This window comes from Pseudonocardia asaccharolytica DSM 44247 = NBRC 16224, assembly GCF_000423625.1.
Classification (GTDB): Bacteria; Actinomycetota; Actinomycetes; order Mycobacteriales; family Pseudonocardiaceae; genus Pseudonocardia; species Pseudonocardia asaccharolytica.
Genome location: NZ_KE384066.1, coordinates 44,849 through 60,274, shown reverse-complemented (window position 1 = coordinate 60,274; position 15,426 = coordinate 44,849). Strand labels below are relative to the sequence as shown.

23 protein-coding genes and 1 pseudogene are annotated in these 15,426 nt (G+C 72.1%); 16 read left to right on the top strand and 8 right to left on the bottom strand.

Going from position 1 to position 15,426, the window contains the following annotated elements; all coding sequences use genetic code 11:
* The first annotated feature begins 8 nt into the window (after nucleotides 1-8).
* Nucleotides 9-527, top strand: a complete 519-nt coding sequence (locus G567_RS0125440; RefSeq protein WP_028932116.1) for an O-acetyl-ADP-ribose deacetylase — start codon at nucleotides 9-11, stop codon at nucleotides 525-527.
* A 215-nt stretch (nucleotides 528-742) separates the two neighbouring features.
* The gene (locus tag G567_RS0125435; protein WP_211224077.1) at nucleotides 743-1,852 is read left to right on the top strand and encodes a class I SAM-dependent methyltransferase; all 1,110 of its coding nucleotides are present in this window, start codon (nucleotides 743-745) and stop codon (nucleotides 1,850-1,852) included.
* A 415-nt stretch (nucleotides 1,853-2,267) separates the two neighbouring features.
* On the opposite strand, the gene G567_RS31530 is transcribed toward G567_RS0125435, so the two are convergent.
* Complete coding sequence (locus G567_RS31530) at nucleotides 2,268-2,975, bottom strand: TetR/AcrR family transcriptional regulator (protein ID WP_051233553.1); 708 nt, start codon at nucleotides 2,973-2,975, stop codon at nucleotides 2,268-2,270.
* A gap of 113 nt (nucleotides 2,976-3,088) precedes the next feature.
* On the opposite strand from G567_RS31530, the gene G567_RS0125425 reads away from it, so the two are divergent.
* Nucleotides 3,089-4,054 carry an NAD(P)-dependent alcohol dehydrogenase gene (locus G567_RS0125425; protein WP_245585797.1) on the top strand — a complete coding sequence of 322 codons (966 nt, stop codon included), beginning with the start codon at nucleotides 3,089-3,091 and terminating at the stop codon, nucleotides 4,052-4,054.
* A gap of 188 nt (nucleotides 4,055-4,242) precedes the next feature.
* Complete coding sequence (locus G567_RS0125420) at nucleotides 4,243-4,428, top strand: hypothetical protein (RefSeq protein ID WP_037058200.1); 186 nt, start codon at nucleotides 4,243-4,245, stop codon at nucleotides 4,426-4,428.
* 64 nt (nucleotides 4,429-4,492) lie between these two features.
* On the opposite strand, the gene G567_RS31525 is transcribed toward G567_RS0125420, so the two are convergent.
* The 4 genes from G567_RS31525 to G567_RS0125405 are packed head-to-tail and all read right to left on the bottom strand — an operon-like array spanning nucleotide 4,493 to nucleotide 6,741.
* Nucleotides 4,493-4,981, bottom strand: coding sequence for an LLM class flavin-dependent oxidoreductase (locus G567_RS31525; RefSeq protein WP_245585796.1), 489 nt, complete (start codon nucleotides 4,979-4,981; stop codon nucleotides 4,493-4,495).
* Nucleotides 4,974-5,222: an LLM class flavin-dependent oxidoreductase gene (locus G567_RS36540; protein ID WP_245585795.1), complete on the bottom strand. Its 249-nt coding sequence runs from the start codon at nucleotides 5,220-5,222 to the stop codon at nucleotides 4,974-4,976. Before G567_RS36540 ends, G567_RS31525 begins: the two co-directional genes overlap by 8 nt.
* A gap of 5 nt (nucleotides 5,223-5,227) precedes the next feature.
* Nucleotides 5,228-6,115 carry a ribokinase gene (locus tag G567_RS0125410; protein ID WP_037058228.1) on the bottom strand — a complete coding sequence of 296 codons (888 nt, stop codon included), beginning with the start codon at nucleotides 6,113-6,115 and terminating at the stop codon, nucleotides 5,228-5,230.
* Nucleotides 6,116-6,159: 44 nt separating this feature from the next.
* Nucleotides 6,160-6,741: a TetR/AcrR family transcriptional regulator gene (locus G567_RS0125405; protein WP_028932111.1), complete on the bottom strand. Its 582-nt coding sequence runs from the start codon at nucleotides 6,739-6,741 to the stop codon at nucleotides 6,160-6,162.
* Between the two features lie 85 nt (nucleotides 6,742-6,826).
* Between G567_RS0125405 and G567_RS0125400 the strand changes: the two genes are divergently transcribed.
* Nucleotides 6,827-7,504, top strand: coding sequence for a DJ-1/PfpI family protein (locus tag G567_RS0125400; protein WP_147200976.1), 678 nt, complete (start codon nucleotides 6,827-6,829; stop codon nucleotides 7,502-7,504).
* 6 nt (nucleotides 7,505-7,510) lie between these two features.
* Here the strand turns inward: G567_RS0125400 and G567_RS31520 are convergent, their stop codons facing one another.
* A complete protein-coding gene (locus tag G567_RS31520) occupies nucleotides 7,511-7,930 on the bottom strand; it encodes a cupin domain-containing protein (RefSeq protein ID WP_037058198.1) in 420 nt (139 codons plus the stop codon).
* Between the two features lie 22 nt (nucleotides 7,931-7,952).
* Nucleotides 7,953-8,549 (bottom strand): hypothetical protein, encoded by a 597-nt coding sequence (locus tag G567_RS31515; protein WP_037058226.1) that lies wholly within the window; start codon nucleotides 8,547-8,549, stop codon nucleotides 7,953-7,955.
* A 102-nt stretch (nucleotides 8,550-8,651) separates the two neighbouring features.
* Between G567_RS31515 and G567_RS36755 the strand changes: the two genes are divergently transcribed.
* A complete protein-coding gene (locus G567_RS36755; RefSeq protein ID WP_051233552.1) occupies nucleotides 8,652-9,368 on the top strand; it encodes a helix-turn-helix transcriptional regulator in 717 nt (238 codons plus the stop codon).
* Here the strand turns inward: G567_RS36755 and G567_RS31505 are convergent.
* Nucleotides 9,317-10,031: pseudogene (locus G567_RS31505) on the bottom strand (SDR family oxidoreductase). The gene G567_RS36755 and the pseudogene G567_RS31505 sit on opposite strands and share 52 nt — an antisense overlap.
* A 266-nt stretch (nucleotides 10,032-10,297) precedes the next feature.
* Here G567_RS31505 and G567_RS31500 point away from each other — a divergent pair.
* From G567_RS31500 to G567_RS31490, 10 genes are read left to right on the top strand one after another with little or no spacing between them, the layout of a single operon-like run.
* Complete coding sequence (locus tag G567_RS31500; RefSeq protein ID WP_051233551.1) at nucleotides 10,298-10,891, top strand: hypothetical protein; 594 nt, start codon at nucleotides 10,298-10,300, stop codon at nucleotides 10,889-10,891.
* A complete protein-coding gene (locus tag G567_RS0125370) occupies nucleotides 10,884-11,969 on the top strand; it encodes an SRPBCC family protein (RefSeq protein ID WP_028932109.1) in 1,086 nt (361 codons plus the stop codon). The genes G567_RS31500 and G567_RS0125370 overlap by 8 nt, the downstream gene beginning before the upstream one ends.
* Nucleotides 11,970-11,972: 3 nt before the next feature.
* Entirely contained in the window at nucleotides 11,973-12,425 is a 453-nt protein-coding gene (gvpJ, locus tag G567_RS0125365) for a gas vesicle protein GvpJ (RefSeq protein ID WP_028932108.1), read from the top strand.
* Nucleotides 12,422-13,153, top strand: coding sequence for a GvpL/GvpF family gas vesicle protein (locus G567_RS0125360; protein WP_028932107.1), 732 nt, complete (start codon nucleotides 12,422-12,424; stop codon nucleotides 13,151-13,153). Before gvpJ ends, G567_RS0125360 begins: the two co-directional genes overlap by 4 nt.
* A 4-nt stretch (nucleotides 13,154-13,157) precedes the next feature.
* Entirely contained in the window at nucleotides 13,158-13,388 is a 231-nt protein-coding gene (locus tag G567_RS0125355) for a gas vesicle protein GvpG (RefSeq protein WP_028932106.1), read from the top strand.
* Between the two features lie 20 nt (nucleotides 13,389-13,408).
* Nucleotides 13,409-13,771 (top strand): gas vesicle protein GvpO, encoded by a 363-nt coding sequence (gene gvpO / locus G567_RS31495; RefSeq protein WP_037058196.1) that lies wholly within the window; start codon nucleotides 13,409-13,411, stop codon nucleotides 13,769-13,771.
* Nucleotides 13,768-14,148, top strand: a complete 381-nt coding sequence (locus G567_RS0125345) for a gas vesicle protein (RefSeq protein ID WP_028932105.1) — start codon at nucleotides 13,768-13,770, stop codon at nucleotides 14,146-14,148. Before gvpO ends, G567_RS0125345 begins: the two co-directional genes overlap by 4 nt.
* The gene (locus G567_RS0125340) at nucleotides 14,141-14,917 is read left to right on the top strand and encodes a GvpL/GvpF family gas vesicle protein (RefSeq protein ID WP_028932104.1); all 777 of its coding nucleotides are present in this window, start codon (nucleotides 14,141-14,143) and stop codon (nucleotides 14,915-14,917) included. The genes G567_RS0125345 and G567_RS0125340 overlap by 8 nt, the downstream gene beginning before the upstream one ends.
* Nucleotides 14,914-15,096, top strand: coding sequence for a gas vesicle protein (locus G567_RS0125335; RefSeq protein ID WP_028932103.1), 183 nt, complete (start codon nucleotides 14,914-14,916; stop codon nucleotides 15,094-15,096). Before G567_RS0125340 ends, G567_RS0125335 begins: the two co-directional genes overlap by 4 nt.
* Complete coding sequence (locus G567_RS31490; RefSeq protein WP_051233550.1) at nucleotides 15,093-15,425, top strand: gas vesicle protein K; 333 nt, start codon at nucleotides 15,093-15,095, stop codon at nucleotides 15,423-15,425. The genes G567_RS0125335 and G567_RS31490 overlap by 4 nt, the downstream gene beginning before the upstream one ends.
* Nucleotide 15,426 lies beyond the last annotated feature (1 nt).

Sequence of the window (15,426 nt, the reverse complement as noted above, 5' to 3'; positions counted from 1 at the left end):
ATGGGGGCATGAGTGCCACCGAGATCGTGCTGCTCCGCGGCGACATCACCGATCAGGACGTCGACGCGGTGGTCAACGCGGCCAACTCCGCGCTGCTCGGCGGCGGTGGGGTCGACGGTGCGATCCACCGCCGCGGCGGGCCCGAGATCCTCGCCGAATGCCGGGAGCTGCGGACCACCCGCTACCCCGACGGGCTACCCACCGGCCAGGCCGTCGCCACCACCGCGGGCAGGCTGCCGGCCCGCTGGGTGATTCACACGGTCGGGCCGGTGTACGCGAAACGGGAGGACCGTTCGGGGTTGCTCGCCTCCTGCTACCGCGAGTCGCTGCGCATCGCCGACGAGCTGGGCGCGGCCACCGTCGCCTTCCCGGCGGTGTCGGCCGGGATCTACGGCTGGCCCCTCGACGACGCGGCCCGGATCGCGATCGGGACGGTGCGCGACACCCCGACCTCGGTCCGCGAGGCCCGGTTCGTGCTGTTCGACGAGACGGCCTACAACGCGTTCCACCGCGCCCACGGTCGATGACCCGGCCGTTGAGTCCTGAGTACCGAGGATCGATGCGCGGTCGACCCGCGTGGTTCGGGCCGGGTGTTCGCGACGCCGCAGAGCCCAGAGCGGGCTCCTGGCGGTCGCGCGGGCAGGCGTCTATCGTTCGCGTGGCGGCTCGCCGGACCGAGGTCGGCGTTCCGACGCCGGGTGGTGCGCCCGACTCGTCCGTGTCCCACGGAGAGGTGCGACCGATGGCTCCGATGGATCCCGTGACGACCGAGGCCGGCGATCGGCGCGATGCGCTCGCCGACTACATCTTCCGCGCGACGCTGGGCGCAACCGAGCTGATGCACGTCTACCTCGGCGACCGGCTCGGCCTCTACACGGCGCTCGGGCAGGCCGGCTCGGCCACGTCCGCCGAGCTGGCGAGCGCCGTCGGCATCGCCGAGCGGTACGCCCGGGAGTGGCTGGAGCAGCAGGCGGTTGCCGGTGTGCTCGACGTCGCCGAGGACACCGGCGAGGCCACCACCCGTCGCTATCGACTCCCGGTGGGTGCCGACGACGTGCTGTGTGCACCGGAGAGCCTCGCCCACCTCGTCCCCCTTGCGCAGCTCGCGATCAGCATCGCGCAGACGCTGCCGCAAGTGGCCGAGGCGTTCCGGACCGGGGGCGGCGTGCCGTTCGAGGCGTACGGCGCGGACATCCGGCAGGGCATCGAGCGGGCGAACCGCCCGATGTTCGTGCATCAACTGGTCGCCGACTGGCTTCCAGCGTTGCCCGATATCGAGGCGCGGCTGCGCCGGACTCATCCGTCCGCGCGAGTCGCGGACCTGGGCTGCGGCTGCGGATGGTCGACCATCGCCATTGCTCGTGGCTTTCCGGCGGCGCAGGTCGACGGCATCGACCTCGACGAGGCCTCGATCGAGGCGGCCCGCCGCAACGCGGTCGTGGCCGGCGCCGCGGACCGGGTGCGGTTCGCCCGCCGGGATGCCGCCGATCCGGCGCTCGCCGGACGCTACGACCTCGTGACGTTGTTCGAAACGCTGCACGACATGGCGCATCCGGTCGATGTGCTGCGCACCGCGCGACAGATGCTCGCCCCCGGCGGCGCGGTGCTCGTCGCGGACGAGCGGGTCGCCGAGACCTTCACCGCGCCCGGCGACGATCTCGACCGGTTCAACTACGGCTGGAGCGCCCTGCACTGTCTCGCGGTGGCGATGGTCGAGCCGGACGCCGCCGGCACCGGCACGGTGATCCGCCCGGAGACGGTACGGCGCTACGCGCTCGACGCCGGGTTCAGCACCGTCACGGTCCTCCCCATCGAACACGACTTCTGGCGCTTCTACCGCCTCGATGCGTAGCCGACACCGGCTCCCGCAGCCCGGCGGTCGGTAGCCGGGCCCATCCGGGCCACGTCGGATCCCCTGCGCGCGCCGCACAGCATCGCCGCACGGCAGCATCGCAGCGCGGATCCCCGGGCCTTCACGCGCCCAGGCGCGGCAGCGGGTGACGAGGTCGCGCTGCTGGACGAGGGTGAGCCAGTCGGGCAGGTGGACCGCGCCGGGGTAGGCGATGGCGAGCGACGATCGCACCCGCGGCGCCAACGGCCACCCGCACTCGTGTCGGCAATCGGATGCCGTCACGATCACGGCCTCCTCCTGCCCCTTCGGTGTCGGGAGGAGAGCACCGTCGATCGGGAAAGGATTGTGCCCCGGCTGCAGCCGTTGTCGCCCCGGCTGCAGCCGTTGTCAAGGCCGTGACGTGGCCGCGGCCACGTCACGGGCCACCCGGTTCCTTGAGGTTGGGTATGCGGCTGGACCGGCTTACGCGATCGAGGTCGAGCGACGCCGGCGGCGGAAGAACGCAGGCAGGGCCGGCGTGGTCGGCCCGGAATGCCTGAAGCAAGTAGGCGACCAGCCGACGGGAAGCCGCCAGTTTGTCCACTGTAGATTCTGCGGTGATCCCGTGGTTGGCCATGAGCAGCAGGATGAGATCGCTGCGGTCGAAGTCGGCGCGCAGCCGGCCTGACTGCTGGGCGCGCCGCACCAGGTCGGCGAACCCCCGCTCGGCGCGCACCCGTTTCTGTTCGAAGTCGACCGCGTCGGGGAACTTCGTCAGGAAGGCCGCGGTAAACCCACGGTCGGCCACCTGGAGGCTGCACAGCTTCTCGACCGCCAGACAGAACCCCTGCCACGGGTCCGGGTCGGCCAGTGCGTCGTCGATGACCGAGACGCACCCGGTGAGCTGGTCGGTGAACACCTCCGTGATCAAGGCCTCGCGCGTAGGGAACCGTCGGTAGAGCGTGGCCACGCCGACGCCCGCGCGGCGCGCGATCGCGGCCATCGGCACCTCCAGCCCGCGTGCGGCGAACGCTTCGCGGGCGGCGTCCAGGATGCGGTTGCGGTTGTGCCGTGCATCCGCGCGCAGCCTCGGCGTCTCGGCGGAAGCGGCGCCGGCAGTGATCCGAGACGGATCGGCGGGCATGTCTCTCACCTTAACCACAAGTGGAAGCCCCCATCCGGTTACCTCGTTACCGTGGTCGCAGGCAGAGCTCGCCGGTCGTCGGCGAGGCGGAGCCCGAGGGAGGGACCATGGACATGGGTGAGATGCGTGCGGCGCTGTACGACAGGTACGGGCCACCGGAGGTGCTCTACGAGGGCAGGCTGCCGACGCCGGTCGCCGGACCCGGCGAGGTACTGGTGCGGGTGGCCGCCGCTAGTGTGAACGGCGGCGAACTGGTGGGCCGGGCCGGCAGGGTTCGGCTGGTGACCGCCGCGCTGGGCCGAGGCTTTCCGAAACGCATGGGGATCGACTTCGCGGGCACGGTCGCCGCGGTGGGCGCTGCGGCATCCGGATTCACCGTCGGCGACCGGGTGTGGGGGGTGGTACCCCACAGCTTCGGCAGCGCGGCCGAGTTCGTGGCCGTGCCCCCTGGCAGGCTGGCTCTCGCCCCCACCTCGGTCGACCTGGTTCAGGCCGCGGCCCTGCCGGCCGTTGGCATGACCGCGATCATCGCGCTGCGCGAGAAAGCCCACCTCATGCGGGGCGAGCGACTGCTCGTGCGCGGCGCCAGCGGCGGGGTCGGCAGCATCGCCGTCCAGCTGGGGCGGGAACACGGCGCACGGGTCACTGCGCTGGCCGGCGCCGAGCAGCTGGACTTCGTCCGCTCGCTCGGCGCAGCAGAAGCCTTCGACTACGCCACCACGCGCCCCGCCGACCTTGGCCGGTTCGACGTCGTCCTGAACACGGTGGGCACCGACTTCAGCGCCTACCGCAGACTGCTGACCAGGAACGGACGCATGGTGTCGATCACCTTCGACATCGACCACCCGATCGCGTCACTGTCCTATATCGCCGCCTCCACCGTCTTCGGCTCACGACGAGTCCGGTTCTTCAGCGGCAACTCCGGCCAGGAGCTCCTCTCCGAACTGACCCGGTTGGTCGACAGCGCAGCGATCCGTCCGATCGTGGACCGGGTCTATCCACTCGACGACATCGCCGGAGCCCACCGCGCGCTGGAGGCCGGTGGTATCCGTGGGAAGATCATCGTCCAGGTCACATGAGGGACCGCAAACAGCGGGGCAAGGCGTATTCCCTACGAGTACGACCCCTGGACACCACCAGGGGCTCCCGCAGGCGATCACCCCGGTTCCCGGGGGATTGCCGCGGTCACGTCGCTCCGCAACCGGGAACGTAGGTGGGCCGAGTGCCGGTCCGCCCCGCACCGGACGAAACGTGCCAGCATCTGACCATGAGCGCCGAGAAGTGGTACTACTGCCTGAAACACCACACCGTCGAGCCGCAGCAGGGCTGCCGCGCCGAGGACCGGCTCGGCCCCTACCCGGACCGGGAGACCGCGGCGCGCGCCCTGGAGATCGCGAGAGAGCGCACCGAGGCGGCCGATCGCTACGACCGGGAGTGGGACGAGGACGACTAGCGCCGACCGCCTCAGAAGCCTGCGGCCACCGGAATGATGCGCTCCCCCAGCAGCTCGAGCGGCGTCAGCCGGGCGACGCCGGGCACGATACCGTGCGCCTCGGAGAACCCCAGCCCGGCGAGTCGCTGCAACTGCGCGAGCAGGGCGTCGACCTTCTCCCCGCTCGGCCTGGGTCCAGGCTGATCATCACCGTCTTCTCGATCTCGTCGTAGTCGCGGCCGACGGCCGCGCAGTGGCCGCGCAGCACGTCCAGCTTGCGCTCGAGGTCGGGGCTCGGGAAGGGGTTGCAGGCCTGTGCGTACCGGGCGACCAGCCGCAACGTCTTGCGCTCCCCGCTCCCGTCGATGAGGATCAGGATCGGCGGGAGCGGCCGGGTGAGCGGCTGCGGCGAGTTGAGGGTGCGCTCGAGCCGGTAGTGCTTGCCCTCGTAGGGTCCGTCGTCGTCGCTCCACATCTGCAGGCAGATCTGCAGCGCCTCGTCCAGCCGCTCGAACCGCTCGGCCGTCGGCGGGAAGGGCAGCCCGGCTCGCGATAGACGACCGCCGTCACCCACGACACCAGTTCACCCGCGAGGTGCGCGCGGCGAGGTAGCCCAGCGTGGTGTAGGCCTCGGGCATCTCGTGTTCCGGCGGGCCCAGGAAGCCGATCTGCCACAGGTGGTCCATCACGCTGAGCCGGGCGAACCCGGCGTCCTCGGCGGTCCGCACCACCCGCGTCAGGTTCTCCGCCAGCTGCTCCGGTCCGCCGGGCCAGGTGAAGTCCGCGACGTGCAAGCCGAGCTTCCTACCTGCCAACGAGGCTAGGCCGGTACCTCGGCGCGGCGCGGCAACGACGCCGACGCGCCGGGGCGCGACACCGTGACCGCGGCGACGCGGGCCGCCCACCGTGCGGCGTCGGCGAGCGAGACGCCGTCGAGCAGCGCGTCGGTGAGCGCGGCGACGAAGCTGTCCCCGGCGGCGGTGGCGTCGACGAGCGTGGCCGCGACCGCCGGGACCCGCACCACCCCGGTCGGTTCGACGACGACGGCGCCGTCGCCGCCGCGGGTCACGACGGTGGCCGCGGCCGGGCGCAGCGCGCGGGCGAGGTCGACGATGCCGTCGAGGTCCTCGGGAACGGGGCCGCCGGCGAGCGTGGCCAGCTCCGTGAGGTTGGGCACCAGGATATCGGCCCTGTTCAGCACAGTCTCGGGTAGCGGGCGGGCCGGGGCGGGGTTCACCACGTAGAACCCGGACGCGAGCTCGGCCGCGGCGACCAGCGCGCCGTCGGGCACCTCGCACTGCACCAGCACCGCCGCGGCCTGTGCGAGAGTGCCCGCCGCGGCGCGCACCCGCTCGGCGTCGAGCCGGTCGTTGGCCCCGGCGCTGACGACGATCGTGCTCTCCCCGCCGTGCACCAGCACGATGGCGGTGCCGCTGGGCCCGTCGACCGTGGCCACGTCCGCGACGTCGATGCCCTCGGCGTCCAGCGCGGCCCGCAGCGCCACGCCCTCGGCATCGGCCCCGACCGCGCCCACCATCCGAGCGTGGCGGCCGAGCCTGGCCAGCGCGACCGCCTGGTTGGCGCCCTTCCCTCCGACCCCGCGGCACGCCGGTCCGCCCGCGACGGTCTCACCCGCCGCGGGCAATCGATCGAGGGTCACCGCGATGTCGTGGTTGAGACTGCCGACGACGCTGACGCCAGCGCGCATGATCGACCACCCCCGCCCACCGTAACGGGCCAGGTCCCGGGTGATCACGCCGCGGCGGCGTGCACCTGCAGCAGCGCCGCCGCGGCGGAACGACCGCGCAGCGCCGCCTCGGGGTCGCCCTCGACGTGCGCCGTGACGATCGCGCCCTCGACGAGCAGCATCAGCCGGTCGGCGAGCACGCCCGCATCGGCGGCGCCGGTGTCGGCGGCCAGCTGCGCCAGCAGCGCGCGCAGCGCCCGCTTGTGGTCGCGGGCGACGGCCCGCGCAGCCGCGTGCGTGACCAGCTCGCCGGCCACGTTGACGAAGGCGCAGCCGTTGAAGCCGGGCTCGCCGAACCATTCACCCAGCGCGTCGAACACCGCGAGGACCCGGGGTGATCCGGGCTCAGCCTCCGCCACCCTGGCCCGCAGCCAGTCCATCCAGCGCTGGTCTCGGCGGCGCAGGTAGGCCTCGACCAGGCCGTCCTTGGAGCCGAACTGCGCATACAGCGTCTTGGTCGCCACCCTGGCCGCGGCCACGACGTCGTCGACCCCGACGGACCGCACGCCGCGGCCGTAGAACAGCCGCTCGGCGGCGTCGAGCAGGCGGGTCCGGACCTGCGGGTCCCGGGCGTCGGGGGGACTCATTCGGGCAGTCTAGACGGCCGTGATATTGACGGAAAACGGTCGTTCCCCTAGGGTTCGGAACGCCGTGGAAAACGGACGTTTTCCGATGCAGACGCGGGAGGGCATGATGGGGACCAGTGGTTTCCGGCTCGGAATCTACGTGTTCAAGGACGTCGAGATCGTCGACTTCGCGGCGCCGCACGGCGTGTTCGCCGTGGCCCGCCGGTTCGATCCGGAGCTGGAGGCGTTCCTGATCGCCGACGCGCTGCGGCCGGTGCAGGCCCAGGCCGGGTTCACCGTGCTGCCCAACTACTCCTTCGCCGACCGGCCCGCGATGGACGCCTTCCTTATCCCGGGCGGGTTCGGCACCCGCCAGGAGGTCCGCAACGGCAGGCTGCACGAGTTCATCCGCAGCCAGCCGGAGGAGACGCTGCTGACCAGCGTGTGCACCGGCTCGTGGATCTACGGGAAGATGGGCCTGCTCGACGGACTTGCGGCGACCAGCCGCAAGGAGCCCGACCGGGTCGAGGCCAACCCGCCCGGCAAGGTACCGATCGACCGGCTGGCCGATATCGCCCCGGCGTGCCGGATCAGCCGGGCCAGGGTCGTCGACTCGGGACGGATCATCACCGCGGGCGGGATCACCTCGGGCATGGAGATGGGCTTCCACCTGCTGCGCCGGGCCGGCTACGCCGAGGACCTGATCGGCGAGGTCGCCCGGGTGATGGAGTACCAGGACGCCTACAAGCTCTACCGCGACGACGTCGAGATCGTCGGTTCCTAGGAGGATCTAGGACGACACGGCGTAGGGCCCGTGCGCGGGCGGGCCGGACCGGATCTGCATCCCCGGCCGCCGCCGGTGCACGGTCAGGTAGGCGAGGCCGTCCGGGCCGGCGGTGAGGCTGCGGGTGGAGCTGTGGGGCAGCCATACGAGCCGGCCCGGACCGAGCGTGAGCGGGCCTTCGTCGGTACTCATCGTTCCGCTCCCGGCGACCACGATCACGAGCACATCGAGATCGGGCTCGGCGTGGGTGCCGATGACCTGCCCGGCAGGCAGGTTCAGCAGGTTCGCGTCGAGCTGGCGGCCGACCTCGGTCATCCGCCAGACCACACCGGTCGGCGCCGATGCGGAGTCGGCGAGCGCCGCATGCACGTCACAGAGTGCGCGCGGCAGATCGCCGCCCGCGGCCTCGCCGGGGGCCGTCGCCATGTCCGTCAACCTTCACGCTCCCCTATCCGGCCTGTCCCGACGCCAGCCGAGCGTAGCCGCCGGGGGCCGGCGGAGATCCCTCGCTCACCGGGAGCTCGGGCGCCCGGGCGTCGCGGAACAGGCCATCGCGGAGTACCGCGTCGAGGTCATCGACGAGCCCCGCGAGATCGACCCCGGGTATGGCGGCCATTGCGGGCAGCAGCACCGCCTGCTCCACCCGCCGGCAGCCGTCGAGCAGGGCGAGGATCGCGTGGCCCGCGAGGGCAGCCCGGCCGATGGTGTTCGCCCGGACCAGGTCCTCGATCTCGGCGGCGAGCAGATCGTGCTGGGTGCGCAGCGCCCGTACCAGCAGTCGCGTGTCGTTCGCCTCCGCCGCGGCCGCGTACAACACCCGATCGGTCGCTGTCAGCAGGCCCAGCACCTGCCGGCGGCAGAACCGCGCCAACTCGTCGTGCGCCTCCTCGTGGAGGGTGACCGACAGCTGCAGTTCGGTGACGAGCGCGACCTTCGCGGCCAGCTCGGCGAGCAGCTCGTCACCCCGATCCCGCAGCTTTTCCCGAGCCCGCCACGCACGGTCGCCGGAGGCGGTGTCGACGTCGATGCCGGAGAGCGATGTCACGAGTTCAGTTCACCAGATTTCCCCTATTTTCACAATGATCAATTGTGTAAACTTCGAGCGCATCGAGGATCCGCGGCCGCGCCGAAGAGGAGACCGAGTCCGATGACGGGGCACACCGGGCACGCCGGACGCCGCCGGCAGGTGCTGGAGGCCGTCCAGCGGGCCGCCGAACCGGTGGGTGTCTCCGAGATCGCCGCGCAGCTCGGCATCCACCCCAACACCGCCCGGTTCCATCTCGACGGGCTGGTCGGCGCCGGCATCGTCGAGCGCTTCCCTGGCACCCCCTCGGGTCCGGGCCGGCCCCGCGTGGTCTACCGGCCTCGACCCGGCCTCGCCCGCGGCGGGCTGCGCCGCTATCAGGAGCTGGCCGACATCCTGCTCAGCCGCATCGCCGCAACCAGCGAGCACCCCACCGCCGAGGCGACCGATATCGGCCGGGAATGGGGGGCCGCGCTCGTCGCGCGACCGGTTCCGGCCCGCCGGGTCGGGCCCGCCGAGGCGGCCATCCGGCTGGTCCGGATGCTCGCGGATCTGGACTTCGCGCCGGACGAGGCGACCGGCGGACCGGGCGTCCCCGAGCGGGTGCGGCTGCGGCACTGCCCGTTCCGCGAACTCGCCGAGCAGCATCGCGACCTCGTCTGCCCGCTTCATCTCGGCCTCATGCAGGGCGCCCTCACCGCGCTGCGGGCGCCGCTGGCGGTCACGGCGCTGCAACCCTTCACCGACGACACCACCTGCGTGGCACAGCTGGCGCCCGCGGGCAGACCTCAGCCGGGCGTCGTCTCGCCGCCGAGCGGGGCCAGCACCTCACCGGTGTAGTAGCTCGACAGCTGGTCGGCGGCGAAGAACACGTACGACGGCGCGATCTCGTCAGGCTGCGCGGCACGATCCATCGGTACCTGCTCGCCGAACGTCTCCACCCGCTCCGGCGGGAACGTCGCCGGGGTCAGCGGCGTCCACACCGGGCCGGGTGCCACACAGTTGACCCGGATCCCGCGGTCGAGCAGGGCCTGGGCCAGCGAAAAGGTCAGGGTGTGGACCGCGCCCTTGGTTGCGGAGTAGTCGATGAGCGACTTGTTGCCCCGCAGTCCGTTGACCGATCCGGTGTTGATCACACAGCTGCCCCGGCGACGATGGGGCAACGCGGCCTTCGACCGTCCGCTCGACCACCTCGCGGCAGTGCCCCGCGACCGCGAGATCGCCGCGGATCGTCAGCGCCCGGCCTCCCTGATCACGGATCAGCCGAGCGGTGTGCTCGGCATCGGCGTCCTCGGACAGATAGGCGAGTGCCACGTCGGCCCCCTCCTTGGCGAACGCGACGCATACCGCCCTGCCGATACCGGAGTCGCCGCCGGTGACCAGGGCGACCCGGTCGGCGAGCAGATCGCGACCGACATAGCCGGCCATCTCGTCGTCCGGACCCGGACGCATGGGACCGGTTTCGCCAGGGGGCTCCTGTTGCTGTGCGGGCGGAGTGGTCATGGGACTGAGCTACCCCAGCGCGGCCGCCCCACACCTGGCACCGCGACTCCATTCGGCTGTATGGCTGCTGCCGATCGGAGGGAAATACGTCGTCGCGGCCGTTCTCACGTGTGCCTGATCGTGGCTGTGGGTAGATGCCATTCGACCCTGATCGGGCCTAGTGCACTACCCGACGTCGGTGACGCCATGAACGTCCGCTCATCCCGGTCCACCAGATCGGGCGCGACGTCGATCGGGCCGCCCGGCGACCGACATGAGGAGATCCAGTGAAGTGTGGGGCGCGGATAGCCCTCGGCGTCGCCGGCGGCTACCTGTTGGGACGCACCAAGAAGATGAAGCTTGCGTTGATGTTGGGTGGGCTGGCGGCAGGCCAGCGCGCCGGCGGACCGAGCGAGATCCTGGCTCAGGGCACGAAGCTGGTGAAGGCGTCGCCCGAGCTCACCCGCCTGGTCGACGAGATGCGGGGCCGGCTCCTCGATGCGGGCAAGGGCGCCGCGATGGCCGTCGCGACCCGTCAGGTCGAATCCCTCACCGACAAGGTGGGTCAGCGCGTCGAGTCGCTCGGCGACCTCGGCACGGGGCGTCGCAGGCGGTCCGAGGCCGAGGAGCGCGAACCCGAGGCCGAGGAGGCGGAAGAGGAGGCCGCCGAGGACGGCGAGCCCGACGAGGCCGACGAGACGGACGAGGCCGAAGAGGAGGACGAGGAGGCGCCGCGCCGCCCGGCCCGGGGCCGCGGCTCGCGCGCGTCCGGGGCCAAGAGCCCCGCCGCGACCGTCAAGCGGGCCGCCGCGTCGACCGCGGGTGGTGCCGCGCGCCGGGGCGGCCGCACGCGCACCCAACGGAGCGGCGACGATGGCTGAGACGACATCCCGGGCGAAGGGCGCCGTCGCCGAAAGCCAGCCCGGCGATGCACTCAAGGAGGCCGGGCAGCGGCTGCTCGGCCTGCTCGTCGAGCGGGCGACGCAGGTGGCGACGGACCGGGTCGACGATCTCGTCGAGCGCCTCGACGGCGTCGCCGAACACGGTCTTCCCAGCCTTCGGACGGTGTTGCCGAGCGGGAAGACCGACGAGGACGGCAAGCCCGGGCTGGGTGCGACGCTCGGCGCGGGAGCCACCGCCGTCAAGGAGAAGATCAAGGGTGCCCTCGGCGGCGGCAAGGGTGGTTCCGGCAAGAAGCTCAAGGTCACCAACATCGTCGAGAGCATCGATGTGCCGCTCCCACTGCACACCACCTACGACCTGTGGACCCGGCTCGAGGACTTCCCCGGGTTCATGAAGAAGCTCGAGAGCGTCGACCGCGAGTCGGACGAGAAGACCAACTGGAAGGCGCAGGTCCTCTGGTCGCACCGCACCTGGCAGGCCACCGTCGTCGAGCAGGTCCCCGACGCGCACATCGTGTGGCGGTCGAAGGGGGCCAAGGGCCACGTCGACGGCGCGGTGAGCTTCACCGAGATCGGGTCGAACCTCACCCGGGTGCTGCTGGTCCTGGAGTACTGGCCGCAGGGGCTGTTCGAACGCACCGGCAATCTCTGGCGCGCCCAGGGCCGCCGGACCCGGCTGGAGCTCAAGCACTTCCGCCGGCACGCGATGACGAACGTGCTGCTCCACCAGGAGAAGGTCGAGGGGTGGCGCGGGGAGATCCGCGACGGCGAGGTCGTCAGGACGCACGAGGAGGCGCTGGAGCAGGAGCGGCAGGCCCCGGGCGACGAGGCCGAGGAGGAACCCGAGCGGCCGGAGGAGGAAGCGGAGGAATCCGCGGACGAGGCCGACCGCGAGGACCGGCCGTCCGACGAGGACGAGGACTACGACGCGGAAGAGGACTACGACGCGGACGAGGACTACGAAGACGAGGACGAGGACGACGAGAGCGGCGACGGCGAGGAGCCGGCCGCTCGCGAGGACGAGCCTGCGCCCGCGCGGCCTCGAAGGAGACGGTGACTGATGTCAGTAGCGACCGTACAGGGAGGCGGCGGAGGCTATGTCGAGCGCGCGCCGTCCGGTGGCCGCGGAGGCAGCCTCGCCGACGTCGTCGAGCTCATCCTCGACAAGGGCCTGGTCATCGACGTGTTCGTCCGGGTGTCCCTGGTCGGGATCGAGATCCTGACCATCGACGCCCGCATCGTCGTCGCCAGCGTAGACACCTATCTGCGGTTCGCCGAGGCGACCAACCGGCTGGACCTCTACGCCAAGGGCGGCAAGGACCTCCCCGAGCTCGTCGAGGGGATTACCGAGGGCGGCACCAAGGGCGGCGCCAAGGGCAAGACCACCGGGATGATCGAGGCGGCGGCCGACAAGGTCGGGGACGTGCTCGACGGCATCGGGCAGCAGCCCGAGGAGAAGGAGGAGGCCCCGCGCAGGCGCCCGCGGCAACGCTCCCGGGAGCGCGAGGAATGACTCCCACCTACGTCTACGGTCTGGTCGCGGCGGATACCGAGATCCCGGAAGAGCTGCCCGGGCTCGGCCCGTCGGGCACGATATCGATCATCACGCACGGGAAACTGGCCGCGATCGTCAGCGATGTGCCTGCCGACCGCCCCCTGGGCACCCGCGACGACCTGATCGCCCACGAGACCGTGCTCGACTCCGTGGCGGCGAACGCCGGCGTGCTGCCGATGCGCTTCCCCGCCGTCATCGAGGAGCAGGGCGTGGTGGCGGAGCTGCTGGAACCGCACCACGACCACCTCGTGGAGGTCCTGGCGGGGCTGGAGAGCCGGACGCAGTTCACGCTCAAGGGCCGCTACGAGCAGGACGCGGTGCTGCGCGAGGTCCTCGCCGAGGACGCGGAGGTCCGGGGACTGCAGGAGACGGTGCGCGCGCTGCCCGAGGACGCCGCGTACTACGACCGGGTCCGTCTCGGCGAGCTCGTCGTCGGAGCGCTCGAGGAGCGGCGCCGCGACGATGCCGAGCACATGCTGGAGCGGCTGCGCCCGACCGTGGTCGACGCCGTCGCCCACCAACCCGCCAACCCGGACGACGTGATCAACGCGGCCTTCCTGGTGGAGCGGGCCCGGCAGCGGGAGTTCGAGGACGCGGTCGAGGAGCTGGGCCGCGAACAGGCCGAACGGATGCGGCTGCGGCTGCTCGGCCCGCTGGCGCCCTACGACTTCGTGCCCGCGGAGTGAGCCGATGGGACTGCTGACCGGGCTGCTCGGCCTGCCTCTGACTCCGGTCCGGGGCGTCGTCTGGCTGTCCAGGCGGATCCACGAGCAGGCCGAGGAGCAGTACTACGACCCGGCCCGGATCCGGACCGAGTTGGAGCAGATCGACGAGGCGCGCCGCACCGGCAGGCTGCCGGAGGAGGAATGCGCCGAGTTGGAGAACGAGCTGCTGCAGCGGCTCATGCACCGCCGGGACTGACCGGCGAGGAGTGGAGCGCGGTGGTCGAGGAGGAGCGACGGGAGACACCCCGCCCGCGGCGGCGCAGACCGGAGCAGCCGGACGTCCGCGCCCGCGGCGGAGCGGGACGTAACGGGCAGTACGGCCCGGCGGAGTCGGCGGCGCGCAAGGCGGCGGCGACGGTCGCGGCCTTCACCGGGCGGGAGCCGGAATGCGTCATCTCGGTGGAGCGCTGCGACGACGGCTGGCAGGTCGGCGTCGAGGTGGTCGAGACCCGCCGGATCCCGGACTCGACCGACATCCTCGCGAACTATGTGGTGCGGCTCGAGCCCGACGGCGAGCTGATCTCCTACCGCCGGACCTGCCGCTATACGCGCAGCCAGGTGAACCGGGAGACCCGGTGACGCGGGGCGGGCTGCCGGTCCCCAACCGGGCCGATCCTCCGGCGCACCGGCAGGAGTCGGCCAACCTGGCCGACATCCTCGAGCGCGTTCTCGACAAGGGAATCGTCATCGCCGGGGACATCCGGGTGAACGTGCTCGACATCGAGCTGCTGACGATCAAGATCCGGCTGCTGGTCGCCTCGGTCGACAAGGCCAGGGAGATGGGCATCGACTGGTGGGAGCACGACCCGTCGCTGAGCTCCGGTCATCGCGACCTCACCAAGGAGAACCGGCAGCTCCGGGAGCGGATCGAAGCCCTGGAGGCGCGCGCGGCGGACGGGGACGGCACGAAACCCCCGGACCGGCACCACGAGCCCGAGCGAGCAGACGATGTCTGACGACGCGGTGTACGTCTACGCGATCGGCGACGCGGCGCTCGCCGCGGACCTGCCGGCCGTCGCCGGGGTCGGCGGCACGCTGGTGCGCGCCGTCGGGTCCGGGGCACTCGCGGCGGTGGCCAGCTCGGTCGACGCCGGCGAGTTCGGTGAGGACGCCCTGCGGCACAACCTCGAGGACCTCGGCTGGCTCGCGGACACCGCCCGCGCCCACCACGCCGTGGTCGACACCGTGGCGCGCCACCACCCGATCGCGCCGGTGCGGCTGGCCACGGTCTACCTCGACGACGCCAATGTGCGCGCGCTCCTCGACGAGCGCGCCGCCGCGTTCACCGCCGCGCTGGAGCGGGTCCGCGGGCGCACCGAATGGGGGGTGAAGGCGTTTGCCGCCCCGCAGGCCGCCGAGGAGCCGCAGGCCGCCGAGCCGCAGCCACCGGCCCCGAGCGAAGCCGGACCCGGCACGGCCTACCTGATGCGGCGCCGCGCCGCCCGTAACCGGGCCGCCGAGTCGCGCCGGTCGGCCGCGGACGCGGCCTCGCGGCTGCACGAGGAGCTTGCTGGGCTCGCCGTCGCGAACCGCCGCTACCCGCCCCAGGACCCGCAGCTGACCGGTTCCCGCGACGAGATGGTGCTCAACGCCGCCTACCTCGTCGAGAACGCGGGCGAGGCCGCCGTGCGCAGGCTGGTCGAGGAGCGTGGGGCGCCCGGACTGCGGCTGCAGCTGACCGGCCCCTGGGCGCCGTACTCGTTCGCCACCCTGGAGGAGACGTGACGCTCGCCGGAACCGACGACCACGTCGCCCTCGTCGACATCCTCGATCGGCTGCTCGCCGGCGGCGTCGTGCTCACCGGTGAGCTCACCATCTCGCTCGCCGAGGTCGATCTGGTGCACGTCTCGCTGCGGGCGCTGATCAGCTCGGTCCAGACGCTGGTGGACGAGGGCCCGGAATGACCCGGCTGCCTGCCCGCATCGAGACCGATGCCGAGTCGGTGGGCCGCGACCTCGGTCGGCTGGTCCTGACCATCGTCGAGCTGATCCGCCAGCTGATGGAGCGCCAGGCGCTGCGGCGGGTCGATGCGGGGGATCTGCCGGAGGAGACGGTGGAGCGGCTCGGCCTCGGTCTGATGCGGCTGGAGGAGGCGATGACCGAGCTGCGCGAGCATTTCGGGCTGCGTCCCGAGGACCTCGACCTCGACCTCGGACCGCTGGGGCACCTGCTCTCCCCGCCCGACGACGCCGCCCCCCGGCATGGTGGCTTTACTCCGGTCCGACCGGAGTAAA